This window comes from Azospirillum sp. CT11-132, assembly GCF_047302835.1.
Lineage (GTDB): Bacteria > Pseudomonadota > Alphaproteobacteria > Azospirillales > Azospirillaceae > Azospirillum.
On the sequence record NZ_JBGLZA010000006.1, the window covers coordinates 457,656 to 479,314 of the forward strand.

Annotated in this window: 22 protein-coding genes; 12 read left to right on the forward strand and 10 right to left on the reverse strand. The window is 68.7% G+C overall.

All coding sequences use genetic code 11. The features are described 5' to 3' along the window. Positions 1 to 4 precede the first annotated feature (4 nt). From ACCD06_RS25945 to ACCD06_RS25975, 7 genes are read right to left on the reverse strand one after another with little or no spacing between them, the layout of a single operon-like run. Positions 5 to 1,066 carry an ABC transporter substrate-binding protein gene (locus ACCD06_RS25945; protein ID WP_109072969.1) on the reverse strand — a complete coding sequence of 354 codons (1,062 nt, stop codon included), beginning with the start codon at positions 1,064 to 1,066 and terminating at the stop codon, positions 5 to 7. Between the two features lie 44 nt (positions 1,067 to 1,110). Beyond that, positions 1,111 to 2,229 (reverse strand): NAD(P)/FAD-dependent oxidoreductase, encoded by a 1,119-nt coding sequence (locus tag ACCD06_RS25950; protein WP_413344539.1) that lies wholly within the window; start codon positions 2,227 to 2,229, stop codon positions 1,111 to 1,113. Next, positions 2,229 to 3,818, reverse strand: a complete 1,590-nt coding sequence (locus ACCD06_RS25955) for an FAD-dependent oxidoreductase (RefSeq protein ID WP_413344541.1) — start codon at positions 3,816 to 3,818, stop codon at positions 2,229 to 2,231. Before ACCD06_RS25955 ends, ACCD06_RS25950 begins: the two co-directional genes overlap by 1 nt. Next, positions 3,815 to 4,105, reverse strand: a complete 291-nt coding sequence (locus ACCD06_RS25960; RefSeq protein ID WP_109072966.1) for a (2Fe-2S)-binding protein — start codon at positions 4,103 to 4,105, stop codon at positions 3,815 to 3,817. The genes ACCD06_RS25955 and ACCD06_RS25960 overlap by 4 nt, the downstream gene beginning before the upstream one ends. A 40-nt stretch (positions 4,106 to 4,145) precedes the next feature. After that, positions 4,146 to 4,940, reverse strand: a complete 795-nt coding sequence (locus ACCD06_RS25965; RefSeq protein ID WP_109072965.1) for an ABC transporter permease — start codon at positions 4,938 to 4,940, stop codon at positions 4,146 to 4,148. Between the two features lie 7 nt (positions 4,941 to 4,947). Then, on the reverse strand, positions 4,948 to 5,853 hold the full coding sequence (locus tag ACCD06_RS25970; protein ID WP_109072964.1) for an ABC transporter permease: 906 nt from the start codon (positions 5,851 to 5,853) through the stop codon (positions 4,948 to 4,950). Then, positions 5,850 to 6,944, reverse strand: a complete 1,095-nt coding sequence (locus ACCD06_RS25975) for an ABC transporter ATP-binding protein (RefSeq protein WP_413344544.1) — start codon at positions 6,942 to 6,944, stop codon at positions 5,850 to 5,852. The genes ACCD06_RS25970 and ACCD06_RS25975 overlap by 4 nt, the downstream gene beginning before the upstream one ends. 189 nt (positions 6,945 to 7,133) lie before the next feature. Here ACCD06_RS25975 and ACCD06_RS25980 point away from each other — a divergent pair, with 189 nt between their 5' ends. From ACCD06_RS25980 to ACCD06_RS26010, 7 genes are all read left to right on the forward strand, one after another. Beyond that, positions 7,134 to 8,006, forward strand: a complete 873-nt coding sequence (locus ACCD06_RS25980) for an IclR family transcriptional regulator (RefSeq protein ID WP_199231914.1) — start codon at positions 7,134 to 7,136, stop codon at positions 8,004 to 8,006. Further along, entirely contained in the window at positions 8,003 to 8,182 is a 180-nt protein-coding gene (locus tag ACCD06_RS25985; protein ID WP_413344546.1) for a DUF2256 domain-containing protein, read from the forward strand. Before ACCD06_RS25980 ends, ACCD06_RS25985 begins: the two co-directional genes overlap by 4 nt. Positions 8,183 to 8,459: 277 nt before the next feature. Beyond that, the gene (locus ACCD06_RS25990) at positions 8,460 to 9,470 is read left to right on the forward strand and encodes a BMP family protein (protein ID WP_413344548.1); all 1,011 of its coding nucleotides are present in this window, start codon (positions 8,460 to 8,462) and stop codon (positions 9,468 to 9,470) included. 17 nt (positions 9,471 to 9,487) lie between these two features. Next, positions 9,488 to 11,056 (forward strand): ABC transporter ATP-binding protein, encoded by a 1,569-nt coding sequence (locus ACCD06_RS25995; protein ID WP_413344550.1) that lies wholly within the window; start codon positions 9,488 to 9,490, stop codon positions 11,054 to 11,056. Continuing rightward, complete coding sequence (locus tag ACCD06_RS26000; protein WP_109072959.1) at positions 11,046 to 12,095, forward strand: ABC transporter permease; 1,050 nt, start codon at positions 11,046 to 11,048, stop codon at positions 12,093 to 12,095. The genes ACCD06_RS25995 and ACCD06_RS26000 overlap by 11 nt, the downstream gene beginning before the upstream one ends. 6 nt (positions 12,096 to 12,101) lie before the next feature. Further along, positions 12,102 to 13,025 (forward strand): ABC transporter permease, encoded by a 924-nt coding sequence (locus tag ACCD06_RS26005; RefSeq protein ID WP_109072958.1) that lies wholly within the window; start codon positions 12,102 to 12,104, stop codon positions 13,023 to 13,025. After that, positions 13,025 to 14,305 carry an amidohydrolase family protein gene (locus ACCD06_RS26010; protein WP_109072957.1) on the forward strand — a complete coding sequence of 427 codons (1,281 nt, stop codon included), beginning with the start codon at positions 13,025 to 13,027 and terminating at the stop codon, positions 14,303 to 14,305. The genes ACCD06_RS26005 and ACCD06_RS26010 overlap by 1 nt, the downstream gene beginning before the upstream one ends. Before the next feature lie 204 nt (positions 14,306 to 14,509). On the opposite strand, the gene hisC is transcribed toward ACCD06_RS26010, so the two are convergent. Then, on the reverse strand, positions 14,510 to 15,601 hold the full coding sequence (gene hisC, locus ACCD06_RS26015; protein ID WP_109072955.1) for a histidinol-phosphate transaminase: 1,092 nt from the start codon (positions 15,599 to 15,601) through the stop codon (positions 14,510 to 14,512). Between the two features lie 135 nt (positions 15,602 to 15,736). Next, positions 15,737 to 16,633, reverse strand: a complete 897-nt coding sequence (locus ACCD06_RS26020) for a chorismate mutase (protein ID WP_109072954.1) — start codon at positions 16,631 to 16,633, stop codon at positions 15,737 to 15,739. 199 nt (positions 16,634 to 16,832) lie between these two features. Between ACCD06_RS26020 and metX the strand changes: the two genes are divergently transcribed. The 4 genes from metX to ACCD06_RS26040 all read left to right on the forward strand — a co-directional run bounded on the left by metX (position 16,833) and on the right by ACCD06_RS26040 (position 19,873). Continuing rightward, on the forward strand, positions 16,833 to 18,062 hold the full coding sequence (gene metX / locus ACCD06_RS26025; RefSeq protein ID WP_109072953.1) for a homoserine O-acetyltransferase MetX: 1,230 nt from the start codon (positions 16,833 to 16,835) through the stop codon (positions 18,060 to 18,062). Positions 18,063 to 18,094: 32 nt separating this feature from the next. Further along, a complete protein-coding gene (gene metW / locus ACCD06_RS26030) occupies positions 18,095 to 18,706 on the forward strand; it encodes a methionine biosynthesis protein MetW (RefSeq protein ID WP_109072952.1) in 612 nt (203 codons plus the stop codon). A gap of 76 nt (positions 18,707 to 18,782) precedes the next feature. Next, a complete protein-coding gene (locus ACCD06_RS26035) occupies positions 18,783 to 19,037 on the forward strand; it encodes a DUF3072 domain-containing protein (RefSeq protein ID WP_136703942.1) in 255 nt (84 codons plus the stop codon). A gap of 257 nt (positions 19,038 to 19,294) precedes the next feature. Continuing rightward, on the forward strand, positions 19,295 to 19,873 hold the full coding sequence (locus tag ACCD06_RS26040; RefSeq protein WP_109072951.1) for a PRC-barrel domain-containing protein: 579 nt from the start codon (positions 19,295 to 19,297) through the stop codon (positions 19,871 to 19,873). Positions 19,874 to 19,894: 21 nt separating this feature from the next. Here ACCD06_RS26040 and ACCD06_RS26045 read toward each other — a convergent pair whose 3' ends face one another. Beyond that, complete coding sequence (locus ACCD06_RS26045) at positions 19,895 to 21,313, reverse strand: MFS transporter (protein ID WP_413344555.1); 1,419 nt, start codon at positions 21,311 to 21,313, stop codon at positions 19,895 to 19,897. A gap of 159 nt (positions 21,314 to 21,472) precedes the next feature. Here ACCD06_RS26045 and ACCD06_RS26050 point away from each other — a divergent pair, with 159 nt between their 5' ends. Beyond that, entirely contained in the window at positions 21,473 to 21,658 is a 186-nt protein-coding gene (locus tag ACCD06_RS26050) for a hypothetical protein (protein ID WP_109072949.1), read from the forward strand. Position 21,659 lies beyond the last annotated feature (1 nt).

The window sequence follows — 21,659 nt, forward strand, 5'->3', positions numbered from 1 at the left end:
CTGATTACCGTTCGATTTCCTTGTTCCAGCGCTGGTTCCAGTCGGGGCGCTTCTCGTTGATGACGTCCCAGTCCACCGTGACGGCGTTCTTCATGTAGCCCTGGAACTTGTTCATCTCGTCGGCTACGTCGGCCGGCGCCGTGACCTTGGTGTTCGACGGAATCTGCGCGCCGTACTGCAGGGCGGCGAGCTGCGCCTCCGGCCCCAGCAGATAGGCGGCGAGCTTCTGCGCGGCCTCGTTGTCCGGGTTCTTGGCGACGACACATTCGCCGACCATCAGCACGACCGAGCCTTCCTTCGGCTGGGCATATTCGACCGGAATGCCCTTGGCCTTCAGGCTGCCGACGCCGGTCGGGGTCAGCGGGAAGATCGCCGCCTCATTGGTCTGCACCATCTCGGCGATCTTGGCGGAGCTGGGGATGTATTCCAGCACGTTGGGGCCGATGGTCTTGCGCCAGGTGGTGAAGCCCGGATCGACGTTCGCCTCGGTGCCGCCCTTGATGCGGTTGTACATCAGGAAGGCATGCAGGCCGAAGGAACTGCTGGCGGCCGACTGGACGACGACCTTGCCCTTGTACTTGGGATCGGCCAGATCCATCCAGCTGGTCGGCGGCGCCCAGCCCTTCTCGTCGAACATCGCCTTGTTATAGGCGAGGCCGGTCATGCCCATGTTCACGCCGACGGCCATGTCGCCCTTCATGCGCGCCGACGGATAGACGTCGTTCAGCACCGGCGAGCTGTCCATCTTCTGGCACAGGCCCATGCCGATCGCGCGGTACATCAGCCCGTCGTCCAGGAAGACGACGTGCATCTGCGGATTGTCCTTCTGCGCCTGCAACTTGGCCAGGATGTCGGACGAGGTGCCGGGAACCACCACCACCTTGATGCCGGTCGCCTTCTCGAAGGCGGGGAAGACATGCTCGGTGTAGGTCTTCTCCATCGTGCCGCCGTTCATGCCGATATAGACCGTCTTGGTCTGGGCGGCGGCGGGGGTGGAGAGCGCGGCGGCCGCCGTGATGGCAACCGTGGCGAGACCGGTGAGCGACAGGGTACGCAAGCTGGGCATGCATGTCCTCCAATGGGCCAAGGGGTGAAGTCTCGGGTGAAGTCTTAAGCGGTCGGTGAAAAGCGGTCGATGCGGAAAGCCTCCAGCGGCATCGGCGTCTCGCCGCTGGTGACCAGTTCGGCCAGCGTCTGGCCGACGCCGGGTCCGATCTGGAAACCGGCGCCGGAGAAGCCGAAGGCGTGGAACAGGCCGGGCGTGGTGCGGCTGGGGCCGATGATCGGGTTGCGGTCGGGCGTATAGCCCTCCACCCCGGTCCAGCAGCGGATGACGTGGGCGTGGCGCAGCTGCGGGAACAACTCCGCCGCGTCGCGCATCAGGGTCAGCACGGCGTCGCGCTGCGGCCGGGCGCGGTCGGCGTCCAGCGCAAAGCCGCGCCCGCCGCCGACCACCATGTTGCCGCGCGGCACCTGCCGGCCATAGACGCCGCCGCCCTCCACCCCGATGTTGACGTCGAGGAAGCGGGGCAGCGGCTCCGTCACCGCCATGTTGGGGTGGAGCGATTCCAGCGGCACCGGCTCGCCGAACGCCTCCGCCACCCGCCAGGACCAGGCGCCGGCGGTGTTCAGCAGGAAGCGGGCGCGGACTTCCAGGGCATCGCCGCTCAGCAGCACGAAGCGGTCGCCGTCCCTCTCCACCCGGTCGACCGGCGTCTGTTCGCGCACCACGGCCCCCAGCGCCGCAGCGGCGCGGGCGAAGGCGGGGGAGACGAGGCGGGGGTTGGCGTGGCCATCCTCCGGACAGAGCGACCCGCCGATGGCGCGGTCGCCCAGCGCCGGCCAGCGGCGGCGGAACTCCTCGCCGACGATGATCTCCAGCCCCAGGCCGAAGCCCTGGCTGCGCTCGCGATAGGCGATCAGCGACTCAAGGTCGGGCTCGCTACGGGCCAGCTTCAGATGGCCGGAGCGGATGTATTCGGCATCGGTGCCCAGCAGCTCCGGCAGGCGGCCCCAGATGGCGTGGGCGCGCTGGGACAGCGGCAGCTGCTCCAGCGGGCGGCCCTGTCGGCGCACACCGCCGAAATTGACGCCGCTCGCCTTGGCGCCGCACCAATCGCGCTCCAGCAAGGTCACCGACAGGCCGGCCTGCCGCAGGAACAGCGCCGCCGACCCGCCGACGATCCCGCCGCCGACAATGGCGACATCGCACTCGATCCGTTCCCGCATCACGCGACCTCCCGTCCAGACAAGCCCTCTCCCCCCCGGGGAGAGGGTTGGGTGAGGGGGACGCGTGGCGGAGCGTCTTTGGCGGTTTGGGGCGCTGCAGATATCCGACCGGCGCCTCGCGATGCATCCCCCTCACCCTGACCCTCTCCCCGCTTTCGGCGGACCTCTGGTCCGCCTGTCGCGTCAGCGCAAACTTCGTTTGCGCGTGAGCGGGGGGGAGAGGGGATGATCGTCGCGATGGGGAGAGGCTTGATCGGGGGCTGCGCCCGCAGGCGCCCCACCCCGTCAGGACCGGTGCCGAGCGTGCGGGACAGCAGTTCCGCCGTGGTGGCGCTGCACATGCGACCCTGGCAACGGCCCATGCCGGCACGGGTCAGCGCCTTGGCGCGGTTCATCTCGCGGGCCTGTCCGCTGCGGGCGACCTCGCGCACGGCGCCGGCGGTGATACCTTCGCAGCGGCAGATCATCGTGTCGTCGGCGATGGCGTCGGCCCAATCCGCCGGGAAGGGGAAGGCCGCCGACAGGCTGCGGCGGAAGGCGGCGATGCGGAAGAGCCGAACGTCCAACTCCTTCACCCGTTTACCGTCCACCGGGCGGCCGAGATCCTCCAGCAGGGCCAGCGCCGCTCGCTCTCCCGCCAGTTCCGCCGCATCGGCACCGGAAATGCCGCTGCCGTCACCGGCCAGATAGACGCCGGGAACCGAGCTGCGCCCCGCCCCGTCCCGCTCCGGCAGCCACGCGCGGTCGGCTTCATCAAAACGGAACCGGCAGCCGGCAAGGTCTGCCAGCTGGGTCTCCGACCGCAGTCCAAGGCCAAAGGCGACGGCGTCGCAGGGCGTGCGCCGCTCCTGCCCCTGTGCATCGCGCCAGACCAGCGCATTGACCCGTTCGGCTCCCTCCGCACGCACCGGGCGGACGCCGTTGTGGATCGGCACGCCATGGGCGCGCAGCCAGCCGACATACAGCAGCCCCTTCGCCAGCGTGGCCGCATCGCGCAGCATGCCGGCGGTGGCGCGGGCCTGGACGGCGAAGGGCGTGGTGTCGAACACCCCCGCCACCTCGACCCCGGCCTTCAGATACTGGTAGGCGACCAGATAGAGCAGCGGCCCGGTGCCGAGGAAGGCGACCCGCCGGCCGACGGCGCAGCCCTGGAACTTCAACGCCACCTGCGAGCCGCCCAGCGTGAAGACGCCGGGCAGCGTCCAGCCGGGGAAGGGCAGCACGCGGTCGGTGGCGCCCGTCGCCAGGATCAGGTGACTGAAGGGCAAGGCCTCGCTCGCCCCGTCGCACAGCAGGTCGAGCGCACCCGCCTCGCAGTTCCAAACCAGCGTGCGCGGGCGGTAGTCGACGCGGTCACGGATGGCCGCCATGGCGCGGTGGACCGCGTCGGCCTTGCCCGCTTCGAAGCCGTACAGAGCCTTCTTCGGCCGGGTGAAGCCGCCATCCGGTGGCTGGCGATAGATCTGGCCGCCCCAGCGCGCCGCCTCGTCGACCACCACCGGACGCAGTCCGGCGGCGACCAGCCGCTCCGCGGCGCGGATGCCGGCCGGGCCGGCGCCGACGATGACGGGAGGGAGAGTTTCGCTCACGACGTCCACTCCCCGCCGCTCACAAGGCGCATGCCGTCGGCGATGAAGGTGCCGCAGGCGCGCAGGCGCTCGCCCTCCTCCGTCCGCACCCAGCAATCCTGGCAGGCGCCCATCATGCAGAAGCCGGCACGCGGGCTGTCGGCAAACTCCGTCCGGCGCAGCCGCTCGCCATTGGTGAGCATGGCGGTCATGACGGTGTCGCCCTCCAGCGCCTCAACCGGGCGCCCGTCGAGGGTAAATCGGACCACGCGCCGGCCCTGTTCGGCCACACGCTGCAGCAAAGCCATGATGACTGGTCTCCGAAGAGAGGACGGCCGGAGCGGATGCTCAGTGCTGGCCGACCAGGATGCGGTCCAACCCATAGACGCGGTCGAGCAGAAGCACGGCGACCGCGGTGATGCCGATGATCAGCGCCGAAACCGCCGCCATCATCGGGTCGATGGATTCGGTGGCGTACATGTACATCCGCACCGGCAGCGTCACCGTGGACGGCGAGGTGATGAAGATGGACATGGTCAGCTCGTCGAAGCTGTTGATGAAGGCGATCAGCCAGCCGCCGGTGACGCCGGGCAGGATCATCGGCAGGGTGACGCGGCGGAACACGGTGGCCTCGCTGGCCCCCAGCGAGAAGGCGGCCTGCTCCACGCTGCGGTCGAAGCCGGAAATCGCGGCGATCAGCAGGCGCATGACATAGGGCGTGACGATCACGATGTGCGCCGCCACCAGCCAGCCGAAGCTGCCCGTGGCGCCGACGATGGCGAACAGCCGCAGCATGGCGACGCCCAGCACCAGATGCGGGATGATCAGCGGCGACAGGAACAGCGCATTGAGGAAGCCGCGGCCGGGAAACTCCCAGCGCGTGATGGCGAGGGAGGCCGGAACCGCCAGCACCACCGCCAGCGTCGCCGACAGCACGGCCAGCCACAGGCTGTTCCAGAACGACTGGACGAAGTCCGGGTGATGGAACACCGCGTCGAACCAGCGCAGCGAGAAGCCGTTGGTCGGCAGCGACAGCGTATTCTCGGGCGTGAAGGCGACGAGGCAGACGATCGCCAGCGGCGCCAGCATGAAGATGACGACCAGAGTGTGGAAGATCAGGGCGACGGGTCCGTTGCGGGTCATGGCATCCTCACCCCAGCCGGCGGCGGTAATGGCCTTCCACCAGACGGTGGTAGGTCAGCATGACGATCAGGTTGGCGATCAGCAGCAATGCGGCGACCGCGGCCCCCATCGGCCAGTTCAGGTCGCTGAGATACTGGTCGTAGACCACCGTCGCGACCATCTTCAGCCGCCGCCCGCCGAGCAGGCCGGGAATGGCGAAGGCGCTGGCGCTGAGGCCGAAGACGATCAGGCTTCCCGACAGGATGCCGGGCAGGATCTGCGGCGCCACCACCCGGACGATGGCCGTGCCGCGCGAGGCGCCGAAGGACAGCGCCGCCTGCTCCACCGCCGGATCCAGCTTCTGCAGCGAGGTCCAGACCGGGATGACCATGAAGGGCAGCATGACGTGGACCAGGGCCACGATCACCGTGCCTTCGGTGTAGAGCAACCGCATGCGGCCGATGCCGAACGCCATCAGCGCGGCGTTCACCGGCCCTTCCGGCCCCAGCAGCATGCTCCAGCCGAAGGCGCGCACCACGACGGAGACCAGCAGCGGCGCCAGGATCACCAGCAGGAAGATCGAGCGCCAGGGGTTGGTCATCCGGCTGAGGATGTAGGCCTCCGGCACGCCGATCACCACGCAGATGGCGGTCGCCAGCGCCGATATCCGGAAGGTGCGCAGGAAGATTTCCAGGTAATACTCGTCGGTCAGGACCGACAGGTAATGCTCCAGCGTGAAGCCGCCGGTGCGCCCGGTCGCATAGTCGAACTGGTTGAAGGACAGCAAAGCCGTCAGGAACAGCGGAATCAGCACCAGTGCCGAGAACAGCAGGACAGCCGGCGCCGACAGGAACAGCGGCGCGGTGGGGAAACTGCGTTCAGGCGTCTCCTCGCCCGGCGAGGCCGGGGCGGCATCGGGAAGGGTTGCGCTCATCCCGTCACCTCGAGCGCCACGTCGGGCGCCTCCGCCATGGCGCCACGATGGACGCGCACGACCGACGGCGACCAGTCCAGCCCAACGCTCGCGCCCGGCTCCGCCGGGGTGGAGCCGTCATTCGGCGTCACCACCATCAGCGTGCCGAGCGGCCCGTCGATGTGATAGAGCCACTGGCTGCCCAGGAAGAAGCGGTCGGCGACACGGCCGGTCAGCAGCCCGTTCGCCGGGGCGGTCAGGTGCAGCTTCTCCGGCCGGATGCACAGCGTCACCGTCTCGCCCACCGACAGGCCGGCGGCTTCGACCGGCACGGCGATGCCGGCCAAAGACACCGTGGCGCCGGCGCCGGTCGCGGTGACGACCTTGCCCGGCAGCAGGTTGGTCTTGCCGACGAAGCGGGAGATGAACTCCGTCTCCGGATGCTCGTAGATGCGATAGGGCTGGTCGATCTGGGTGATGCGCCCGGCCTCCATCACGACGACACGGTCGCTGATCGAGAAGGCTTCGGCCTGATCGTGGGTGACCATGACCGTGGTGGTGCCGACCTTGCGCTGAATCTCGCGCAGTTCGAACTGCATCGCCTCGCGCAGCTTGGCGTCCAGGTTCGACAGCGGCTCGTCCAGCAGCAGGACCGGCGGGCGGATGACCAGGGCGCGGGCCAGCGCCACGCGCTGGCGCTGGCCGCCCGACAGTTCGCGCGGATAGCGCTTGGCATAGGGGGACAGGTGGACCAGCGACAGCGCCTCTTCGACGCGGGGCTTGCGCTCGCCCTTGGGCACGCGCTGCATCTCCAGGCCGAAGCTGACATTGTCGAACACGGTCATATGCGGGAACAGCGCGTAGCTCTGGAACACGATGCCCAGCCCGCGGCTGTTCGCCTTGGCCCGCGTGATGTCGCGTCCGTCCAGCCGGATGGTGCCGGCCGACGGTTCCACGAAACCGGCGATCATCTGCAGGGTCGTGGTCTTGCCGCAGCCCGAGGGGCCGAGCAGAGAGACGAACTCCCCCTTTTCCACCGACAGCGAGACATCGCCGACCGCGGTCAGCGGGCCGTAACGCTTGGTGATGTTTTTCAATTCGAGGAACGACACGGGGGGAATTCTCCCTCTTGCGACAATTGGCCTCGGTCTCCGGGCCTCACCTGTTGCCCGATGGTTCCGCCGCACCCCCGGTCGCGTCAATCCGCTTTTTCCATTGGCAGAAAAGATTTTGCAAAAGCTTCCGATATGCGGAATAGATGGACCAACAAACATTCTTCGATTTTCAGGAAGAGGCTGGAAATGAGCGCCGACACCCGCAGCAAGACCGACAAGAGCACCGGTGGCGAGGGCACCGGCAATGAGGAGGCGGGCGGCAAATCCAGCCTGCAGCGCGGGTTGGCGATCCTGCGCCTGCTGGCCTCCTCCAACGAGACGGGGGCTCGGCTGACCGACATCGCGCGCGCCCTCGACCTCACCCCGCCGACCGTCCACCGACTGCTGAAGATCCTGGTGGAAGAAGGCATGGCGGAGGCGGACAAGGCGACCAAGCGCTACCGGCTGGGCATCGACCTGTTCGGTTTGGCGGCGCAGGCCGGAAACCCGAACAACCTTCGCGACATCTGCCGGCCGATCCTGCTGCGCCTGTCGGCGACCCTGCGCGACACCATCTTCCTGCTGGTGCGTAGCGGCTTCGACGCGGTGTGCCTGGACCGCAGCGAGGGGCCCTTCCCCATCCGCTCCTTCACCGGCGACATCGGCGGCCGGGTGACGCTGGGCGTCGGCCAGGGCAGCCTTGCCATCATGGCCTTCCTGCATGCGGAGGAGCGGGAGGAAGTCATCCGCTTCAACCTGCCGCGCATGCAGGGTGTCGGCATCATCGACGAGGTCTATCTGCGCACGGAGATCGCGCGGGTGCGGGAGGTGGGCTATGCCAGCCGCTCCACCGGCCTGCTGCCGGGAATGTCCGGCGTGGCGGTTCCGGTGCTGGACCGCGACGGCCATGCGGTGGCGGCACTCAGCGTCGGCACGATCAGCGAGCGGCTGAACGAGGAGCGGCTGCCGGTGGTGGTCGACATCCTGAAACGCGAATCCGCTGCGATCAGCCGCCAGTTGAACCCCTTCGACCCCGTCCTGCGCCGTCCCGCCGCAATTCTGGGAGGGGGCCCGGCATGAGGGGCGTAAAGAAGGCCGACCTGCCGACCAAGACCTGCCCGGTCTGCAACCGTCCCTTCACTTGGCGCAAGAAGTGGGAGCGGGTGTGGGACGAGGTGAAATACTGCTCCGACCGCTGCCGGAGCGACGCCCGCAGGCGCGGTGAGCGGCCGGAGAGCGACACGTCGCGATCCTGACCGGATCGCCAAGAAGAGTTGCCCCTTTTTCAATCACATGCCAGCATTCTGACCGGCCGGATTGCAGCGTCCGCAAGGCGGGCGGCGGTAGCGGCCGATGGCATTTCCGTTGCATTTGCATGCACGGCTCGCGAGGGGCGATGGATTTACGGGAGGAGCATTCCCGGGTATTCATGCCACATGCGGGCCGGAGACCTGCTGCCAGCAAAATGCAGCCAACGATACTCAGCGACAAAGGGGGCTCACGATGTCGGTTCGGGGGATGGGGGATCGGGCGATGACAGTTTTGGGAATGACGCGCCGTGCGGTGCTGTGCGGCGTCGCCGCGGTGGCCTTCGCGGCGGTGGCCGGCAGCTCCCTGCCGGCATTCGCGGAAGGCAAGCTGAAGGTCGCCGGCATCTACACCGTGCCGATCGAGCAGCAGTGGGTCAGCCGCATCCATGTCGCGCTGAAGGCCGCCGCCGACCGCGGCGACATCGAGTATGTCTGGGCCGAGTCGGTCGCCAACACCGACTATGAGCGCGTGATGCGCCAGTATGCCGAGGCCGGCCAGCAGTTGGTCTTCGGCGAGGTGTTTGGCGTGGAGCGCGCCGCCCGCGCCGTCGCCAAGGACTATCCGAAGACCGCCTTCGTCATGGGCTCCAGCTTCAAGCCGCAGGAGCCCAACTTCTCGGTCTTCGACAACTACATCCAGGAGCCGGCCTACCTGTCCGGCATGGTCGCCGGCGGCATGACCAAGTCGAACGTGATCGGCATGGTCGGCGGCTATCCGATCCCCGAGGTCAACCGCCTGATGAACGCCTTCATGGAAGGCGCCAAGGAGGTCAACCCGCAGGTCAAGTTCTCGGTCAGCTTCATCGGCTCCTGGTTCGACCCGCCCAAGGCCAAGGAAGCCGCCTTCGCCATGATCGACCGCGGCGCCGACGTGATGTACGCCGAGCGCTTCGGCGTGTCCGACGCGGCCAAGGAGCGCAAGGTGCTCGCCATCGGCAACGTCATCGACACCCAGCCGCAGTATCCGGACACCGTCGTCGCCAGCGCCCTGTGGCACATGGAACCGTCGGTGGAGCGCGCCATCGCCGCGGTGAAGGCCGGCAGCTACAAGGCCGAGGATTACGGCCCCTACAGCATGATGGCGCACAAGGGCTCCAGCCTTGCGCCGCTCGGCACCTTCGAGTCGAAGGTCCCCGACGCCATCAAGGCGAAGGTCAAGGAGCGCGAGCAGCAGATCCGCGACGGCAAGTTCACCGTCAAGGTCAACGACGCCGAGCCGAAGTCGACGATGTGACGCCCGGCGTATCTGCAATGTCATCACCCGTGAAAGGCGGGCCGGAGGTCGTCCTCCGGCTCGCCGGCATTTCGAAGCGGTTCGGTCCGCTGCTCGCCAACGACGACATCTCGCTGACGCTGCGCGCCGGCGAGGTGCTGGCGCTGCTGGGCGAGAACGGGGCCGGCAAGACCACCCTGATGAACATCCTCTTCGGCCATTACGTGGCCGACGAGGGAACCATCGAGGCGTTCGGCCGTCCCTTGCCGCCGGGTTCGCCCCGCGCCGCGCTGGAGGCCGGCATCGGCATGGTCCACCAGCATTTCACGCTGGCGGACAATCTGTCGGTGCTGGACAACATCGCCGTCGGCACCGAATCGCTGTGGCGCTGGCGCTCCGACCGGGGCGCCGCCCGCCGCCGCCTGCTCGACCTGTCGCAACGCTTCGGGCTGGAGGTTCGGCCGGACGCGCTGGTTGGCGACCTGTCGGTCGGCGAGCGCCAGCGCGTCGAGATCCTCAAGGCGCTCTACCGCGACGCCCGCATCCTGATCCTGGACGAGCCGACCGCGGTGCTGACGCCGCAGGAATCGGCGGGGCTGTTCGAAACGCTGCGCCGGCTGACCGCCGATGGGCTCGCCGTCGTCTTCATCAGCCACAAGATGAACGAGGTCTTCGCCGCCAGCGACACCGTCGCCGTTCTGCGCGCGGGAAAGCTGGTCGCCACCCACGCCACCGCCTCCACCGACCGCGCCAAGCTGGCCGAGCTGATGGTCGGCCGCAGCGTCAAGCCGCCGGCCCCCGCCCCTCTCAGCCCCGGAGAGCCGGTGCTGGAGCTGTCGGGCGTCACGGTCGCCTCCGGCCATGGCCGCCCGCTGCTGGACGGGGTGGATCTGACGGTGCGGCGCCATCAGGTGGTCGGCATCGCCGGCGTGTCCGGCAACGGCCAGACGGCGCTGGCCGAGCTGGTCAGCGGCCTGATCCGTCCGGATTCGGGCCGGCTGTCCTTGAAGGGCAGCGTGGTCGAGCATGGCGACCCCGCCGACATGGTCCGGCGCGGCGTCGCCCGCATCCCGGAAGATCGGCACAGCGCCGGTCTGGTCGGCGCCATGGCGGTGTGGGAGAACCTGATCGCCGAGCGCTATCACGATTCCGCCTTCTCCCGTTTCGGCGTGCTGCGGCGCGGGGCCGCAAGGGCCTACGCCCGCAAGGTGATCGAGGAGTTCGACGTCCGCTGCCCAGGTCCCGATGCCCGGACACAGCTGCTGTCGGGTGGCAACATGCAGAAGCTGATCCTGGGCCGCACGCTGGCCCACGGGCCGGACCTGATCCTGGCGAGCCAGCCGACGCGCGGTCTCGACATCGGTGCTGTGTCCTACGTCCACAGCCGGCTGCTCGACGCCCGCGCCGCCGGGGCCGGCGTTCTGCTGATCTCCGAGGATCTGGACGAGATCCTGGCGCTGGCCGATTGCGTTACCGTCGCCTATCACGGGCGCCTCACCCCGCTTCTGCCGCATGACCGGGTGTCGGTCAGCCAGCTCGGCCTGCTGATGGCCGGGCATTGGGACATCCTGCGCGACATCCTGCCGGAGACCGTTCATGCGGCTTGAACCGCGCACCGATACCCCGCTCGCCCTGCGGCTGCTGGCCCCGGTGGGCGCCGTGGTCGCGGCGCTGGCGCTCTGCGCCCTGCTGGTCGCCTGGACCGGCGCGCCGGTGCTGCGCGCCTACGGCCTGCTGTTCGAGGGGGCGGTCGGTTCCCGCTTCGCCCTGACCGAGACGCTGACCCGCGCCACCCCGCTGATCCTGACCGGCCTCGCCGCCGCCGTCGCCTTTCGCGCCAAGCTGTGGAACATCGGAGCGGAGGGCCAGCTCTATATGGGCGCCCTGGCCGCCGTGGTGGTCGGCGGCGGCATGCTCGACCTGCCGGCCTGGGCGCTGATCCCCCTGGTGATGATCGCCGGCATGGCGGCAGGCGGCGTCACGCTGCTCGGCCCCGCAGTCCTCAAGGTCCGCTTCGGCGTCGACGAGGTGGTGACCACCCTGCTGCTGAATTTCGTCGTGCTTCTGCTGGTGTCGATGCTGCTGGAAGGGGCCTTGAAGGACCCGATGGGCATGGGCTGGCCGCAGTCGGCGCCGGTCGTGGAAGCGGCGGAGCTGCCCAAGCTGGTGGCGCGCACCCGGCTGCATGCCGGGTTCGCCATCGCGCTCGGCCTGTCGGTCCTGCTGTGGCTGGTCGATACCCGGACCATCTGGGGTTACGAGAACCGGGCGGTCGGCGCCAACCCGCGCGCCGCCGCCTTCGCCGGCATGCCGGTGACCCGGGTGATGCTGCGCACCGCCTTGCTGTCGGGTGGCCTCGCCGGGCTGGCCGGCGCCGCGGAGGTCTGCGGCCTGAAGGGCTACCTGACGCTCGACCTGTCGCCGGGCTTCGGCTACAGCGGCATCGTCGTCGCCATGCTGGCGCAGTTGCACCCCATCGGCGTGGTCGGGGCCGCGCTGTTCATCGCCGGCATCTTCGTCGGTGCCGACGCCATGAGCCGGGCCATGCCGGTTCCCAACTACATCGCCGACGTCCTGGTCGCCGCCAGCCTGCTGTGCATGCTGGTCGCCGGGCTGCTGGCGCGCTACCGGCTGCGGCGGGGGTAAGGGGTTATGGATTTCCTGTCGACCATCCTCGACATCCTGCTGTCCGCCGCCTTCTGGACCGCGGTGCTGCGCATCGCCACCCCCTATGTGCTGGGCACGCTGGGCGAACTCGTGTGCGAGCGGGCCGGCGTGCTGAATCTCGGCATCGAAGGCATCATGACGCTGGGCGCCATGGCCGGCTGGATGGCGGTCTACCAGGGAGCCGATCTGTGGACCGGCGTGCTGGCTGCTGCCGCCTGCGGCGCGCTGCTCGGCCTGCTGCATGCGGCGCTGGCCGTGCCGCTCGGGCTGTCGCAACATGTGACGGGCATCGGCGTGACCCTGCTCGGCACCAGCCTGTCCTATTTCGTCTACCGCCTCGTCCTGCCGCAGGCCAGCACCCCGCCGACCATCGAGCCGTTCCAGCCACTGGCCCTGCCCGGCGCCCTGGCCCAGACGCCGCTGACCTACCTCGCCTTTCTGCTCGTCGCGGTCGTCGCCTATGTCCTCTACCGCACGCCGGTCGGGCTGGCGGTGCGGATGGTCGGCGAGAATCCGGCCGCCGCCGAGGCGCAGGGGCTGAACGTCACCGCCATCCGCATCGGCGCGGTGGTGGCGGGCAGTGCGCTGATGGCGCTGGCCGGCGCCTTCCTGACCCTGTCGGCCTTCAACGCCTTCTTTTTCAACATGGTCAACGGCCGCGGCTGGATCTGCATCGCGCTGGTGGTCTTCGCCTCCTGGCGGCCGGGCAAGGCTCTGCTGGGCGCCATGCTGTTCGCGGTGTTCGATGCGCTGCAACTGCGGTTGCAGCAGGCGAGCGGCGGCGTCCTCCCCTACCAGCTGTTCCTGATGATGCCCTATCTGCTGAGCATCCTGGCGCTGGTTCTGGTGGCCCGCCGGGCCTCCTACCCGCGCGCCCTGATGATCCCGTACCGCAAAGGAGAACGCTGATGTTCGACCTGATCCTGCGCCGCGCCACCCTTCCGGATGGCCGCAGCGGCATCGACATCGGCATCCGGGGTGGCCGCATCGCCGCTGTGGAAGCCAATCTGGCTGGCGAGGCCGCCTCCGAAATCGACGCCACCGGCCGGCTGGTCACGCCGCCCTTCGTCGATTCCCATTTCCACATGGACAGCACGCTCAGCTACGGCCTGCCGCGCGTGAACCAGAGCGGCACCCTGCTGGAGGGCATCGCGCTGTGGGGCGAGCTGAAGCCGCAGCTGGTGCAGGACGCCATCGTCGAGCGGGCGCTCGCCTACTGCGACTGGGCGGTCGGGCGCGGGTTACTGGCGGTGCGCAGCCATGTCGACGTCTGCGATCCGCGCCTCCTGGCGGTCGAAGCGCTGCTGGACGTCAAGAAGCGCGTCTCCCCCTATCTCGACCTGCAGTTGGTCGCCTTCCCGCAGGACGGCGTCCTGCGCTCAGCCGGCACCGAGGAACTGCTGCGCCGCGCGCTGGACATGGGCGTCGACGTGGTCGGCGGCATCCCGCATTTCGAGCGCACCATGGCCGACGGCGCCGCGTCGGTCCGCCTGCTCTGCGAGATCGCGGCGGAGCGCGGGCTGCTGGTCGACATGCATTGCGACGAGAGCGACGACCCGCTGTCCCGCCATGTCGAGACGCTGGCCTACGAGACTCAGCGGCTGGGGCTGCACGGCCGGGTGACGGGGTCGCACCTGACTTCCATGCATTCCATGGATAATTACTATGTCTCCAAGCTGATCCCGCTGATGGCGGAGGCTCGGCTGGGAGTGATCGCCAACCCGTTGATCAACATCGTCCTCCAGGGTCGCCACGACACCTATCCCAAGCGCCGCGGCATGACCCGCGTGCCGGAGCTGATGGCCGCCGGGCTGACGGTCGCCTTCGGCCATGATTGCGTGATGGACCCCTGGTATCCGCTGGGCTCAGGCGACATGCTGGAGGTGGCGCATATGGGCCTGCATGTCGGGCAGATGACCGGCCAGGACGGCATCAAGGCCGCCTTCGACGCGGTGACGGTCAACCCGGCCCGCCTGCTGCATCTGGACGGCTACGGGTTGGAACCCGGCTGCAACGCCGATCTCGTGGTGCTCCAGGCTGGCAGTGCCGTGGAGGCGATCCGCACCCGCGCCGCCCGCCTGTTCGTCCTGCGCCGTGGCCGGATCGTCAGCCGCTGCGAGCCGGTGCAGGCGAAGCTCGACCTGCCGGGCCGGCCGCAAACGGTCGATTTCCTGCTGAACCGGGGGTGAGGCGTAGAAATAGGCCCTCTCCCGTCCCGGGAGAGGGAGGGGACCCGCGCCGAAGGCGTGGGGAGGGTGAGGGGTGATCCAAGAATCCTGAAGCGCTTGGCCCCGAAGCGCATGGCTTCGTGCCCAATCCCTCACCCTTCCCAAGCTTCGCTTGGGCCCCTTCCCTCTCCCGGGGCGGGAGAGGGAGATTTACGCCGCACTCTGTTACGCCTTCAAAAAGTCTCGCAGCGCGTCGGCCACCGTGCGCATTTCCTGTTCGGTGCCGATGGTGACGCGCAGGCAGCTCGGCAGGCCGTAGGACGGCATCTGGCGGACCAGGATGCCGCGGGCCTTCAGGAACTGGCGCGCGGCCTCGGCGTCGTCCTTGCCGGCGGGCTGGCCCTTGAAATCGACCAGGACGAAGTTGGTGACGCTGGGATGCACCGTCAGGCCCAACTCCCGCACGGTGGCGGAAAACCACTCGCGCCACTGCTCATTGTGGCGGCGGGAGCGGTCGAGGAACTCGGCGTCCTCCACCGCGGCGATGCCGGCGACATGGGCGGCGGTCGACACGTTGAAGGGACCGCGCACGCGGTTCAGCACGTCGACGATCCCGGCCGGGCCATAGCACCAGCCGATGCGCAGCGAGCCCAGCGCGAAGATCTTCGAGAAGGTGCGGGTCATCACCACGTTCGGGAACTTCTCCACCAATTCCTCCCCGGCGGTGTAGTCGTCCTTGTTCATGTATTCGGCATAAGCCGCGTCGATGACCAGGATGACGTCGGAGGGCAGGCCGGCATGCAGCCGCGCCACCTCCGATGCGGGCAGATAGGTACCGGTCGGGTTGTTCGGGTTGGCGAGGAAGACCAGACGGGTGCGCGGGGTGACGCGGGCAAGCAGGTTGTCGACGCTGGCGGTCAGCCCGTCCTCGGGCGCGGTCACCGGGGTGGCGCCCACCGACTTGGCGCCGATCGGGTACATCAGGAAGCCGTACTGCGAATACAGCACCTCGTCGCCCGGCCCGGCATAGGAGCGGATCAGCAGGCTGATGATCTCGTCGGACCCGGCGCCGCAAACGATGCGGTCGGCATCCAGGTTGAAGCGCTTGGCGATGGCGCCGCGCAGGGCCGCCGAGGCGCCGTCCGGATAGCGATGCAGGGTGGACGCCGCCGCCGTATAGGCCTCCATCGCCTTCGGGCTCGGTCCCAGCGCCCCTTCGTTGGAGGCGAGACGGATATGACCCTGATGCTCGCCGCCGACATAGGCGGCGATGTCGAGAATCCCCGGACGCGGCTGCGGGCCGTTCGGCTGGGTCATGGTCTGCTTACCTTCCGACAGAGTGGGATGGGTTGGAACAGGATGGAACAGAACCAGCGCTGGTGTTCCATCGCAGGAAATGGGGAGGCAGGATAAGGCAGGAGCCGCCCCGGCGGCTCGCCCCAAAAGCGCGCATCAGCCCAGATGCAGCGGCACGGCATAGCCGCCGACGACGTTGACCCGCACCGGGATGTCGCCCGACCGTTCCAGCAGCTTGGCGAGGCGGGGGTCGGCCTGCCCGACGAAGTCGGCGATCTCGACCAGATGGACCGACGGGCCGCCGCCGCTCATCCCGGTGGCATGGCCGGCCGGGTGCCAGGTGCAGAAACCGACCGGCGGCAGGCCGCAGGCCTCCAGCAGATCCTTCAGCCGGCCGCGGCTGAGGTCGCCGCCGATCTCGATGCTCAGCAGCGTGCGGTCGTCGCCGGTCGGCTCGTGCGGGACGGCGGCGATGGCCAGCGCGTCGCGATTCTCGCCGCGGGCATTGCCGCGCCCGCCGAAGGGCAGGCGCGCCACCACCTGCGGCCGGCCGGCGTCGGCCGACACCAGGAAGCGCCACCAGGGATCCGAATCGTCCTCGGCCGGATAGGGCACCACGGCGACGGTCGCGGTCCCTTCCGACACGGCGCGGAGCGCAGCGGCGGGGGTGTTGACGGCGGTCATCGGCACGAATCCGCCGAAATGGTCACGGGCGACGTCCCAGAAGCCGCGGCGGTCCTCCGGCGCATAGACGGCGACGGCGAAGGGTCCCTGCATGCGGGTGAAGGCGGTGATCATCTCCCGCCAGATGCGCACGACGACCTGGGCGGGGAAGGAGCCGGCATGGCGGGCCATCAGGCGGCGCAGGATCGTCGCCTCCCGCGCCGGGCGCAGAATGATCGGCTGCGTGCCGTTTTCGGCCGCGCCATTGCCCTTCGCCGCCCCGATGCGTTCCACCACGGCGGCGCGGCGCATCAGCAGGTCATGGATCGCGTCGTCGATCTGGTCGATCTCGCGGCGCAAATCGTCGAGCGGGGTCCGGGCGGCGGCCATGGGTCAGAAAACCATCGAATGCAAAGCCGGTTAGTAGTAGTCCGCATGCGCCCTGAAATCAAAGAAAACATTGACACTCTTGAGGCCGGCTTCGTAGCTATACCCTCCCGTTCCGCCACAGCTCTCTGACGGTCTCCGCCAAGGCGCCGCGAGGCTGGAAATCCCGAAGGCCAGAACCGCTTTCAAGGCACGAAACGACATGTCCGCGCCCACCTCCGCGCCGCAATCTCCCCTGGTCACCCCGGCCGCCGACAGTGCGGCCCCCAATGACCAAGTCATGCCGGGCAAGCGCGTGCGTCTGGCGGTGGACCAGCCGATGCGGCTGGACAGCGGGGTGGAGATCGGCGGCTTCCAGATCGCCTACCAGACCTACGGCACGCTGAACGCCGACAAATCCAACGCCATCATGATCTGCCACGCCCTGACCGGCGACCATTTCGTGGTGGAGAAGCATCCCGTCACCGGCAAGCCCGGCTGGTGGGAAATGCTGGTCGGCCCCGGCAAGCCGGTGGACACCGACCGCTATTTCGTCATCTGCTCCAACGTGCTGGGCGGCTGCCTGGGCAGCACCGGGCCGAAGGACATCGACCCGGCCACCGGCCAGCCCTATGGCCTGTCCTTCCCGGTGGTGACCATCGGCGACATGGTGCGGGCGCAGAAGCTGCTGGTCGAGCATCTCGGCATCGACAAGCTGTTCTGCGTCGTCGGCGGCTCGATGGGCGGGATGCAGGTTCTGCAATGGGCGGTGGCCTATCCCGAATCGGTGTTCGCCGCGGTGCCCATCGCCACCGCCGCCCGCCATTCGGCGCAGAACATCGCCTTCCACGAGGTCGGGCGCCAAGCGATCATGGCCGATCCGAACTGGCGTGGCGGCAACTATCTGCTGGAAGGCACCAAGCCGGAGGCCGGTCTGGCCGTCGCCCGCATGGCCGCCCACATCACCTACCTGTCGGAAGCGGCGTTGCACCGCAAGTTCGGCCGCAACCTGCAGGACCGCAAGGCGGTCACCTACGGCTTCGACGCCGATTTCCAGGTGGAAAGCTATCTGCGCTACCAGGGGGCGGCCTTCGTCGAGCGGTTCGACGCCAACTCCTACCTCTACATCACGCGGGCGATGGATTATTTCGACCTCGCCGCCGATGCCGGGGGTACGCTGGCCAACGCCTTCCGGCCGGGGGGCAAGACGACGCCGGTGCGCTTCTGCCTTGCCAGCTTCTCCAGCGACTGGCTGTTCCCGACCTCGGAATCGCGGGCCATCGTGCATGCGCTGAACGCCGTCGCCGCCAATGTCAGCTTCGTGGAGATCGAGACCGACAAGGGCCACGACGCCTTCCTGCTGGACGAGCCGGAGTTCCATCAGGTCATCCACGGCTTCCTGGAGGGCTGCGCCGAGCATCGCGGCCTGTCCGCCCGCCGCCGCGCGCGCTGATTGGCATTGGGATTGGGACTGGACGACCGACCATGGTGGACATTCGCGACGACCTGAAGCTGATCGCTGAGATGGTGGAGCCGAACAGCCGCGTGCTGGACGTCGGCTGCGGCGACGGTGCCCTGCTGGACTATCTGACCCATGCCAAGAACGTCGACGGGCGCGGCATCGAACTCAGCATGGACGGCGTGCGGCAATGCGTGGCGCACGGCCTGTCGGTGATCCAGGGCGATGCCGAGACCGACCTGAAGGACTATCCCGCCGGCGCCTTCGACTACGTCATCCTGGGCCAGACCCTGCAGGCGATGCGGCAGCCGCGCGACGTGCTGCAGATGATGTGCCGCATCGGCCGCCGCGCCATCGTGTCGGTCCCCAATTTCGGCTATTGGCGGGTGCGGTTGCAGTTGATGCTGACCGGCCGCATGCCGGTGACGGAAAAGCTGGGCTACCAGTGGTGGGAAACGCCCAACATCCATTTTTGCACGCTGCGCGACTTCGTCGTGCTGACGGAAGAGATGGGCATCACCATCGAGCAGACCCGCATAATCGACCGCGCCGGCCGGGTGACCAGCCATGCCCATTCCGGCCTCGCCAACCTGCTGGGCGAACAGGGCGTCTTCCTGCTGCGCGGCAACGGCGGGTGACGGTTTTCCGGTGAGGGCGGGAACTTCCCGCCTCCTAGCCTGTTCTTGATACGTTCCTTTTTATGAGGCACGGATCATGACCAGCAAGCACACCGACGACCGCCGGAGCCATTCCGAGCACGAGAACCCGAAGACCGGCGAGGACCACTCCAACCGCGACAAGAACCCCGACGACTGGACCACCGGCGACGAGCCGATGACCGGCGCCCAGGCCTCCTACCTGAAGACGCTGAGCGAGGAAGCCGGCGAGTCCTTCGACGACGGGCTGTCCAAGGCGGAAGCGTCGAAGCGGATCGACGCGCTGCAGGACAAGACCGGACGCGGGAAGTAAGGGGGTAGGGATATGCGCCCTCTCCCGCCCCGGGAGAGGGAGGGGACCCGCGAAGCGGGGAGGGTGAGGGGTGATCCAAGAATCCTGAAGCGCATGGTTCCTTGTATAACCCCTCACCCTTCCCACCGCTTTGCGGTGGGCCCCTTCCCTCTCCCGGGACGGGAGAGGGAGTTTTCCGCGAAGCACCGCCGGCAACCCCTGGGCATGTTCCGCTGTTAATCAGGGCGATACCGAATCCGAACGGAAGGGTCGCCCTTATGCTCCGCCCCCTGTTGCTCCTGCCGGCCGCGGCGCTGCTGCTGACCGGCACCGCCATTGCCCAGACCACACCGGCACCAGGCGCCACCGCCTCGCCGCCGCTGATGACCGCGCCGCGGCCGGACGACCAGCCGGCGACCGGAGCGATCACCTCCCCGCCGGGGGTCAGCGGCGAGGCTCCCTCTCACGAGGTGCAGAACCCCGCGCCACCGGTAACCGGTGGACAGGGCTCGTCGCCGCCGGTGGCGGCCCTGCCGCCGGCCGCGCTCAACCCCGATCAGGCGCGGGCGATGGTGGGGAATGAGTTGCGCACCAATGACGGCCAGCCGGCCGGCCGCATCCTCGACTTCACCATGGACCAGACCGGCGACCGGGTGGATCGCATCGTCGTGGCACCCAACGAGGTGCTGGGGCTGGGCGAGAAGCTGGTGGCGCTTCCGGCCGACATGCTGGGCAATGGTCCGAGCGGGCCGGTGCTGAACATCGGACAGGCGGATTTCGCCAAGGCGCCGACCTTCGCCTACGGCGACGAGCCGACGCTGACCCGGCCCGAAAGCCAGCAGCCCGACAAGCAATAGACCGGTCAGGCAACAAGCCGGTCAGGCGGCGGCCGGGCGGCGGCGGAAGATGCCGGTCAGGCAGGCGACGAGGCACAGCCCGGCACCCAGCCACAGCACGACGACGCTGCCGTCCGCCTTGCCGATGGCGGTGAAGACCAGACCGACCGTGGCGGCACCCAGCGTCTGGCCCAGCAGGCGGCCGGTCGCCTGGATGCCGCTGGCGCCGCCGCTGCGCTCCTTCGGCGCGCTGCTGACCAGAACCTTGTTGTTGGGGGTCTGGAACAGGCCGAAGCCGAAGCCGGCCAGCGCCATCCGCCAGACCATATCCAGCGTCGACGGGTCGGGCGGCAGCAGCGCCATCAGGGCAAGGCCGGTGGCGAACAGCGCCAGCCCGACCGCCGCCAGCCGCGTCGGCTCGTAGCGATCGGCCAACCGGCCGGAGATCGGGGCGACCAGCGCCACCATCAGCGGCCAGGGCGTCATCAGCAGTCCGGATTCGGTCAGCGACCGGTGCAGCACGTCCTCGAAAAAGAAGGGCATGGCGACGAAGACGATGTTCTGCGACGCAAAGGAGCAGACCGAGGTCACCACCGACAGGGCGAAGACCGGCCGGCGCAGCAGATCCACCGGCAGCAAGGGGGCGGCCTGCGCCAGTTCGCGCCGCACCAGCGTCGCGCCGAGCGCCAGGGCCGCCGCCAGTTCCACCCCGACCTGCCAAGTGGGCTGGCTGCCGTCCACCCCCTTGAAGCCGACGATCAGCAGGCCGAGCGTGGCGGCGTTCAGCGCCGCGCTCAGCCAGTCGAAGCGGTGCCCGGCCGGGTTGGACACCGGCATCGACCGCGCCGCCACCGCCAGCGCCGCCAGCCCCAGCGGCACATTGACCGCGAACAGCCAGGGCCAGGAGGCCACCGACAGGATCAGCGCCGCAAGGCTCGGTCCCGCCGCCGAGGACACCGCGACGATCATCGCGTTGTAGCCGACGCCGCGTCCCAGATGGGTGGAGGGGTAGATGTGGCGGACCAGCGCCAGATTGACGCTCATGATCCCGGCGCCGCCGATGCCCTGCAACACGCGGGCGGCGGTGAGAACCGGCAGGTTCGGCGACAGCGCGCAGGCGAGCGAGGCCGCGGTGAAGACCGCCAGACCAAACCAGTAGACCTTGCGGTAGCCGATGATGTCGCCCAGCGAGGCCAGCGGGAACAGCGCGACGGTGACCGCCAGCTGATAGGCGTTGACCACCCAGATGGCACCGGCGGCATCGACCGCGAACTCGCGCTGGATCGTCGGCAGGGCGATGTTTGCGACCACCCCGTCCAGCACCGCCATGATTAGCGCGACGGTCATCGCCGCCATCGCCCAATAGCGCTGCGGGGTCGGCAGCCCGTCCGACGCCGCGACGGGCGGCTGGCGAACGGCGGATGCTGCGGAGGCGAGAGACTGGACGGGAAGATCTGGCATGGGGATCAGCATAGAGTCCGATCCACTCTGTGCGGTCGCAGCAATTTCGCATGAAAGCATTGCGACAGCCGAGCGCAGGGCTGGGTCTCTATCCAACCGGAACCCCTCCCCCGCCCTCCTGTTGGAAGAAAACGCGAGCCAACAGCAAGGAGCGCCACCATGACCAAGCACATCCCGCCCGTCCCGCCCGAGGGCCGCAGCGACAAGGGTCCCGGCGAACCGGCGACCAGCGCGACCCCCGACGACGGCGTCAGCAACCGCGGCGCCCCGAACACCAAGGAACAGGGCCAGCAGGGCAACACCCGGCAGAACACCACCCACCAGGGCTATCAGCAGGATCGGTGAG

Bases quoted from the DNA above. Each gene is read 5' to 3' on its own strand.
- ACCD06_RS25945 (WP_109072969.1), bottom strand. From the start codon at position 1,066: ATGCCCAGCTTGCGTACCCTGTCGCTCACCGGTCTCGCCACGGTTGCC.
- ACCD06_RS25950 (WP_413344539.1), bottom strand. From the start codon at position 2,229: ATGCGGGAACGGATCGAGTGCGATGTCGCCATTGTCGGCGGCGGGATC.
- ACCD06_RS25960 (WP_109072966.1), bottom strand. From the start codon at position 4,105: ATGGCTTTGCTGCAGCGTGTGGCCGAACAGGGCCGGCGCGTGGTCCGA.
- ACCD06_RS25965 (WP_109072965.1), bottom strand. From the start codon at position 4,940: ATGACCCGCAACGGACCCGTCGCCCTGATCTTCCACACTCTGGTCGTC.
- ACCD06_RS25970 (WP_109072964.1), bottom strand. From the start codon at position 5,853: ATGAGCGCAACCCTTCCCGATGCCGCCCCGGCCTCGCCGGGCGAGGAG.
- ACCD06_RS25980 (WP_199231914.1), top strand. From the start codon at position 7,134: ATGAGCGCCGACACCCGCAGCAAGACCGACAAGAGCACCGGTGGCGAG.
- ACCD06_RS25985 (WP_413344546.1), top strand. From the start codon at position 8,003: ATGAGGGGCGTAAAGAAGGCCGACCTGCCGACCAAGACCTGCCCGGTC.
- ACCD06_RS25990 (WP_413344548.1), top strand. From the start codon at position 8,460: ATGACAGTTTTGGGAATGACGCGCCGTGCGGTGCTGTGCGGCGTCGCC.
- ACCD06_RS25995 (WP_413344550.1), top strand. From the start codon at position 9,488: ATGTCATCACCCGTGAAAGGCGGGCCGGAGGTCGTCCTCCGGCTCGCC.
- ACCD06_RS26000 (WP_109072959.1), top strand. From the start codon at position 11,046: ATGCGGCTTGAACCGCGCACCGATACCCCGCTCGCCCTGCGGCTGCTG.
- ACCD06_RS26005 (WP_109072958.1), top strand. From the start codon at position 12,102: ATGGATTTCCTGTCGACCATCCTCGACATCCTGCTGTCCGCCGCCTTC.
- ACCD06_RS26010 (WP_109072957.1), top strand. From the start codon at position 13,025: ATGTTCGACCTGATCCTGCGCCGCGCCACCCTTCCGGATGGCCGCAGC.
- hisC (WP_109072955.1), bottom strand. From the start codon at position 15,601: ATGACCCAGCCGAACGGCCCGCAGCCGCGTCCGGGGATTCTCGACATC.
- ACCD06_RS26020 (WP_109072954.1), bottom strand. From the start codon at position 16,633: ATGGCCGCCGCCCGGACCCCGCTCGACGATTTGCGCCGCGAGATCGAC.
- metX (WP_109072953.1), top strand. From the start codon at position 16,833: ATGTCCGCGCCCACCTCCGCGCCGCAATCTCCCCTGGTCACCCCGGCC.
- metW (WP_109072952.1), top strand. From the start codon at position 18,095: ATGGTGGACATTCGCGACGACCTGAAGCTGATCGCTGAGATGGTGGAG.
- ACCD06_RS26035 (WP_136703942.1), top strand. From the start codon at position 18,783: ATGACCAGCAAGCACACCGACGACCGCCGGAGCCATTCCGAGCACGAG.
- ACCD06_RS26040 (WP_109072951.1), top strand. From the start codon at position 19,295: ATGCTCCGCCCCCTGTTGCTCCTGCCGGCCGCGGCGCTGCTGCTGACC.
- ACCD06_RS26045 (WP_413344555.1), bottom strand. From the start codon at position 21,313: ATGCCAGATCTTCCCGTCCAGTCTCTCGCCTCCGCAGCATCCGCCGTT.
- ACCD06_RS26050 (WP_109072949.1), top strand. From the start codon at position 21,473: ATGACCAAGCACATCCCGCCCGTCCCGCCCGAGGGCCGCAGCGACAAG.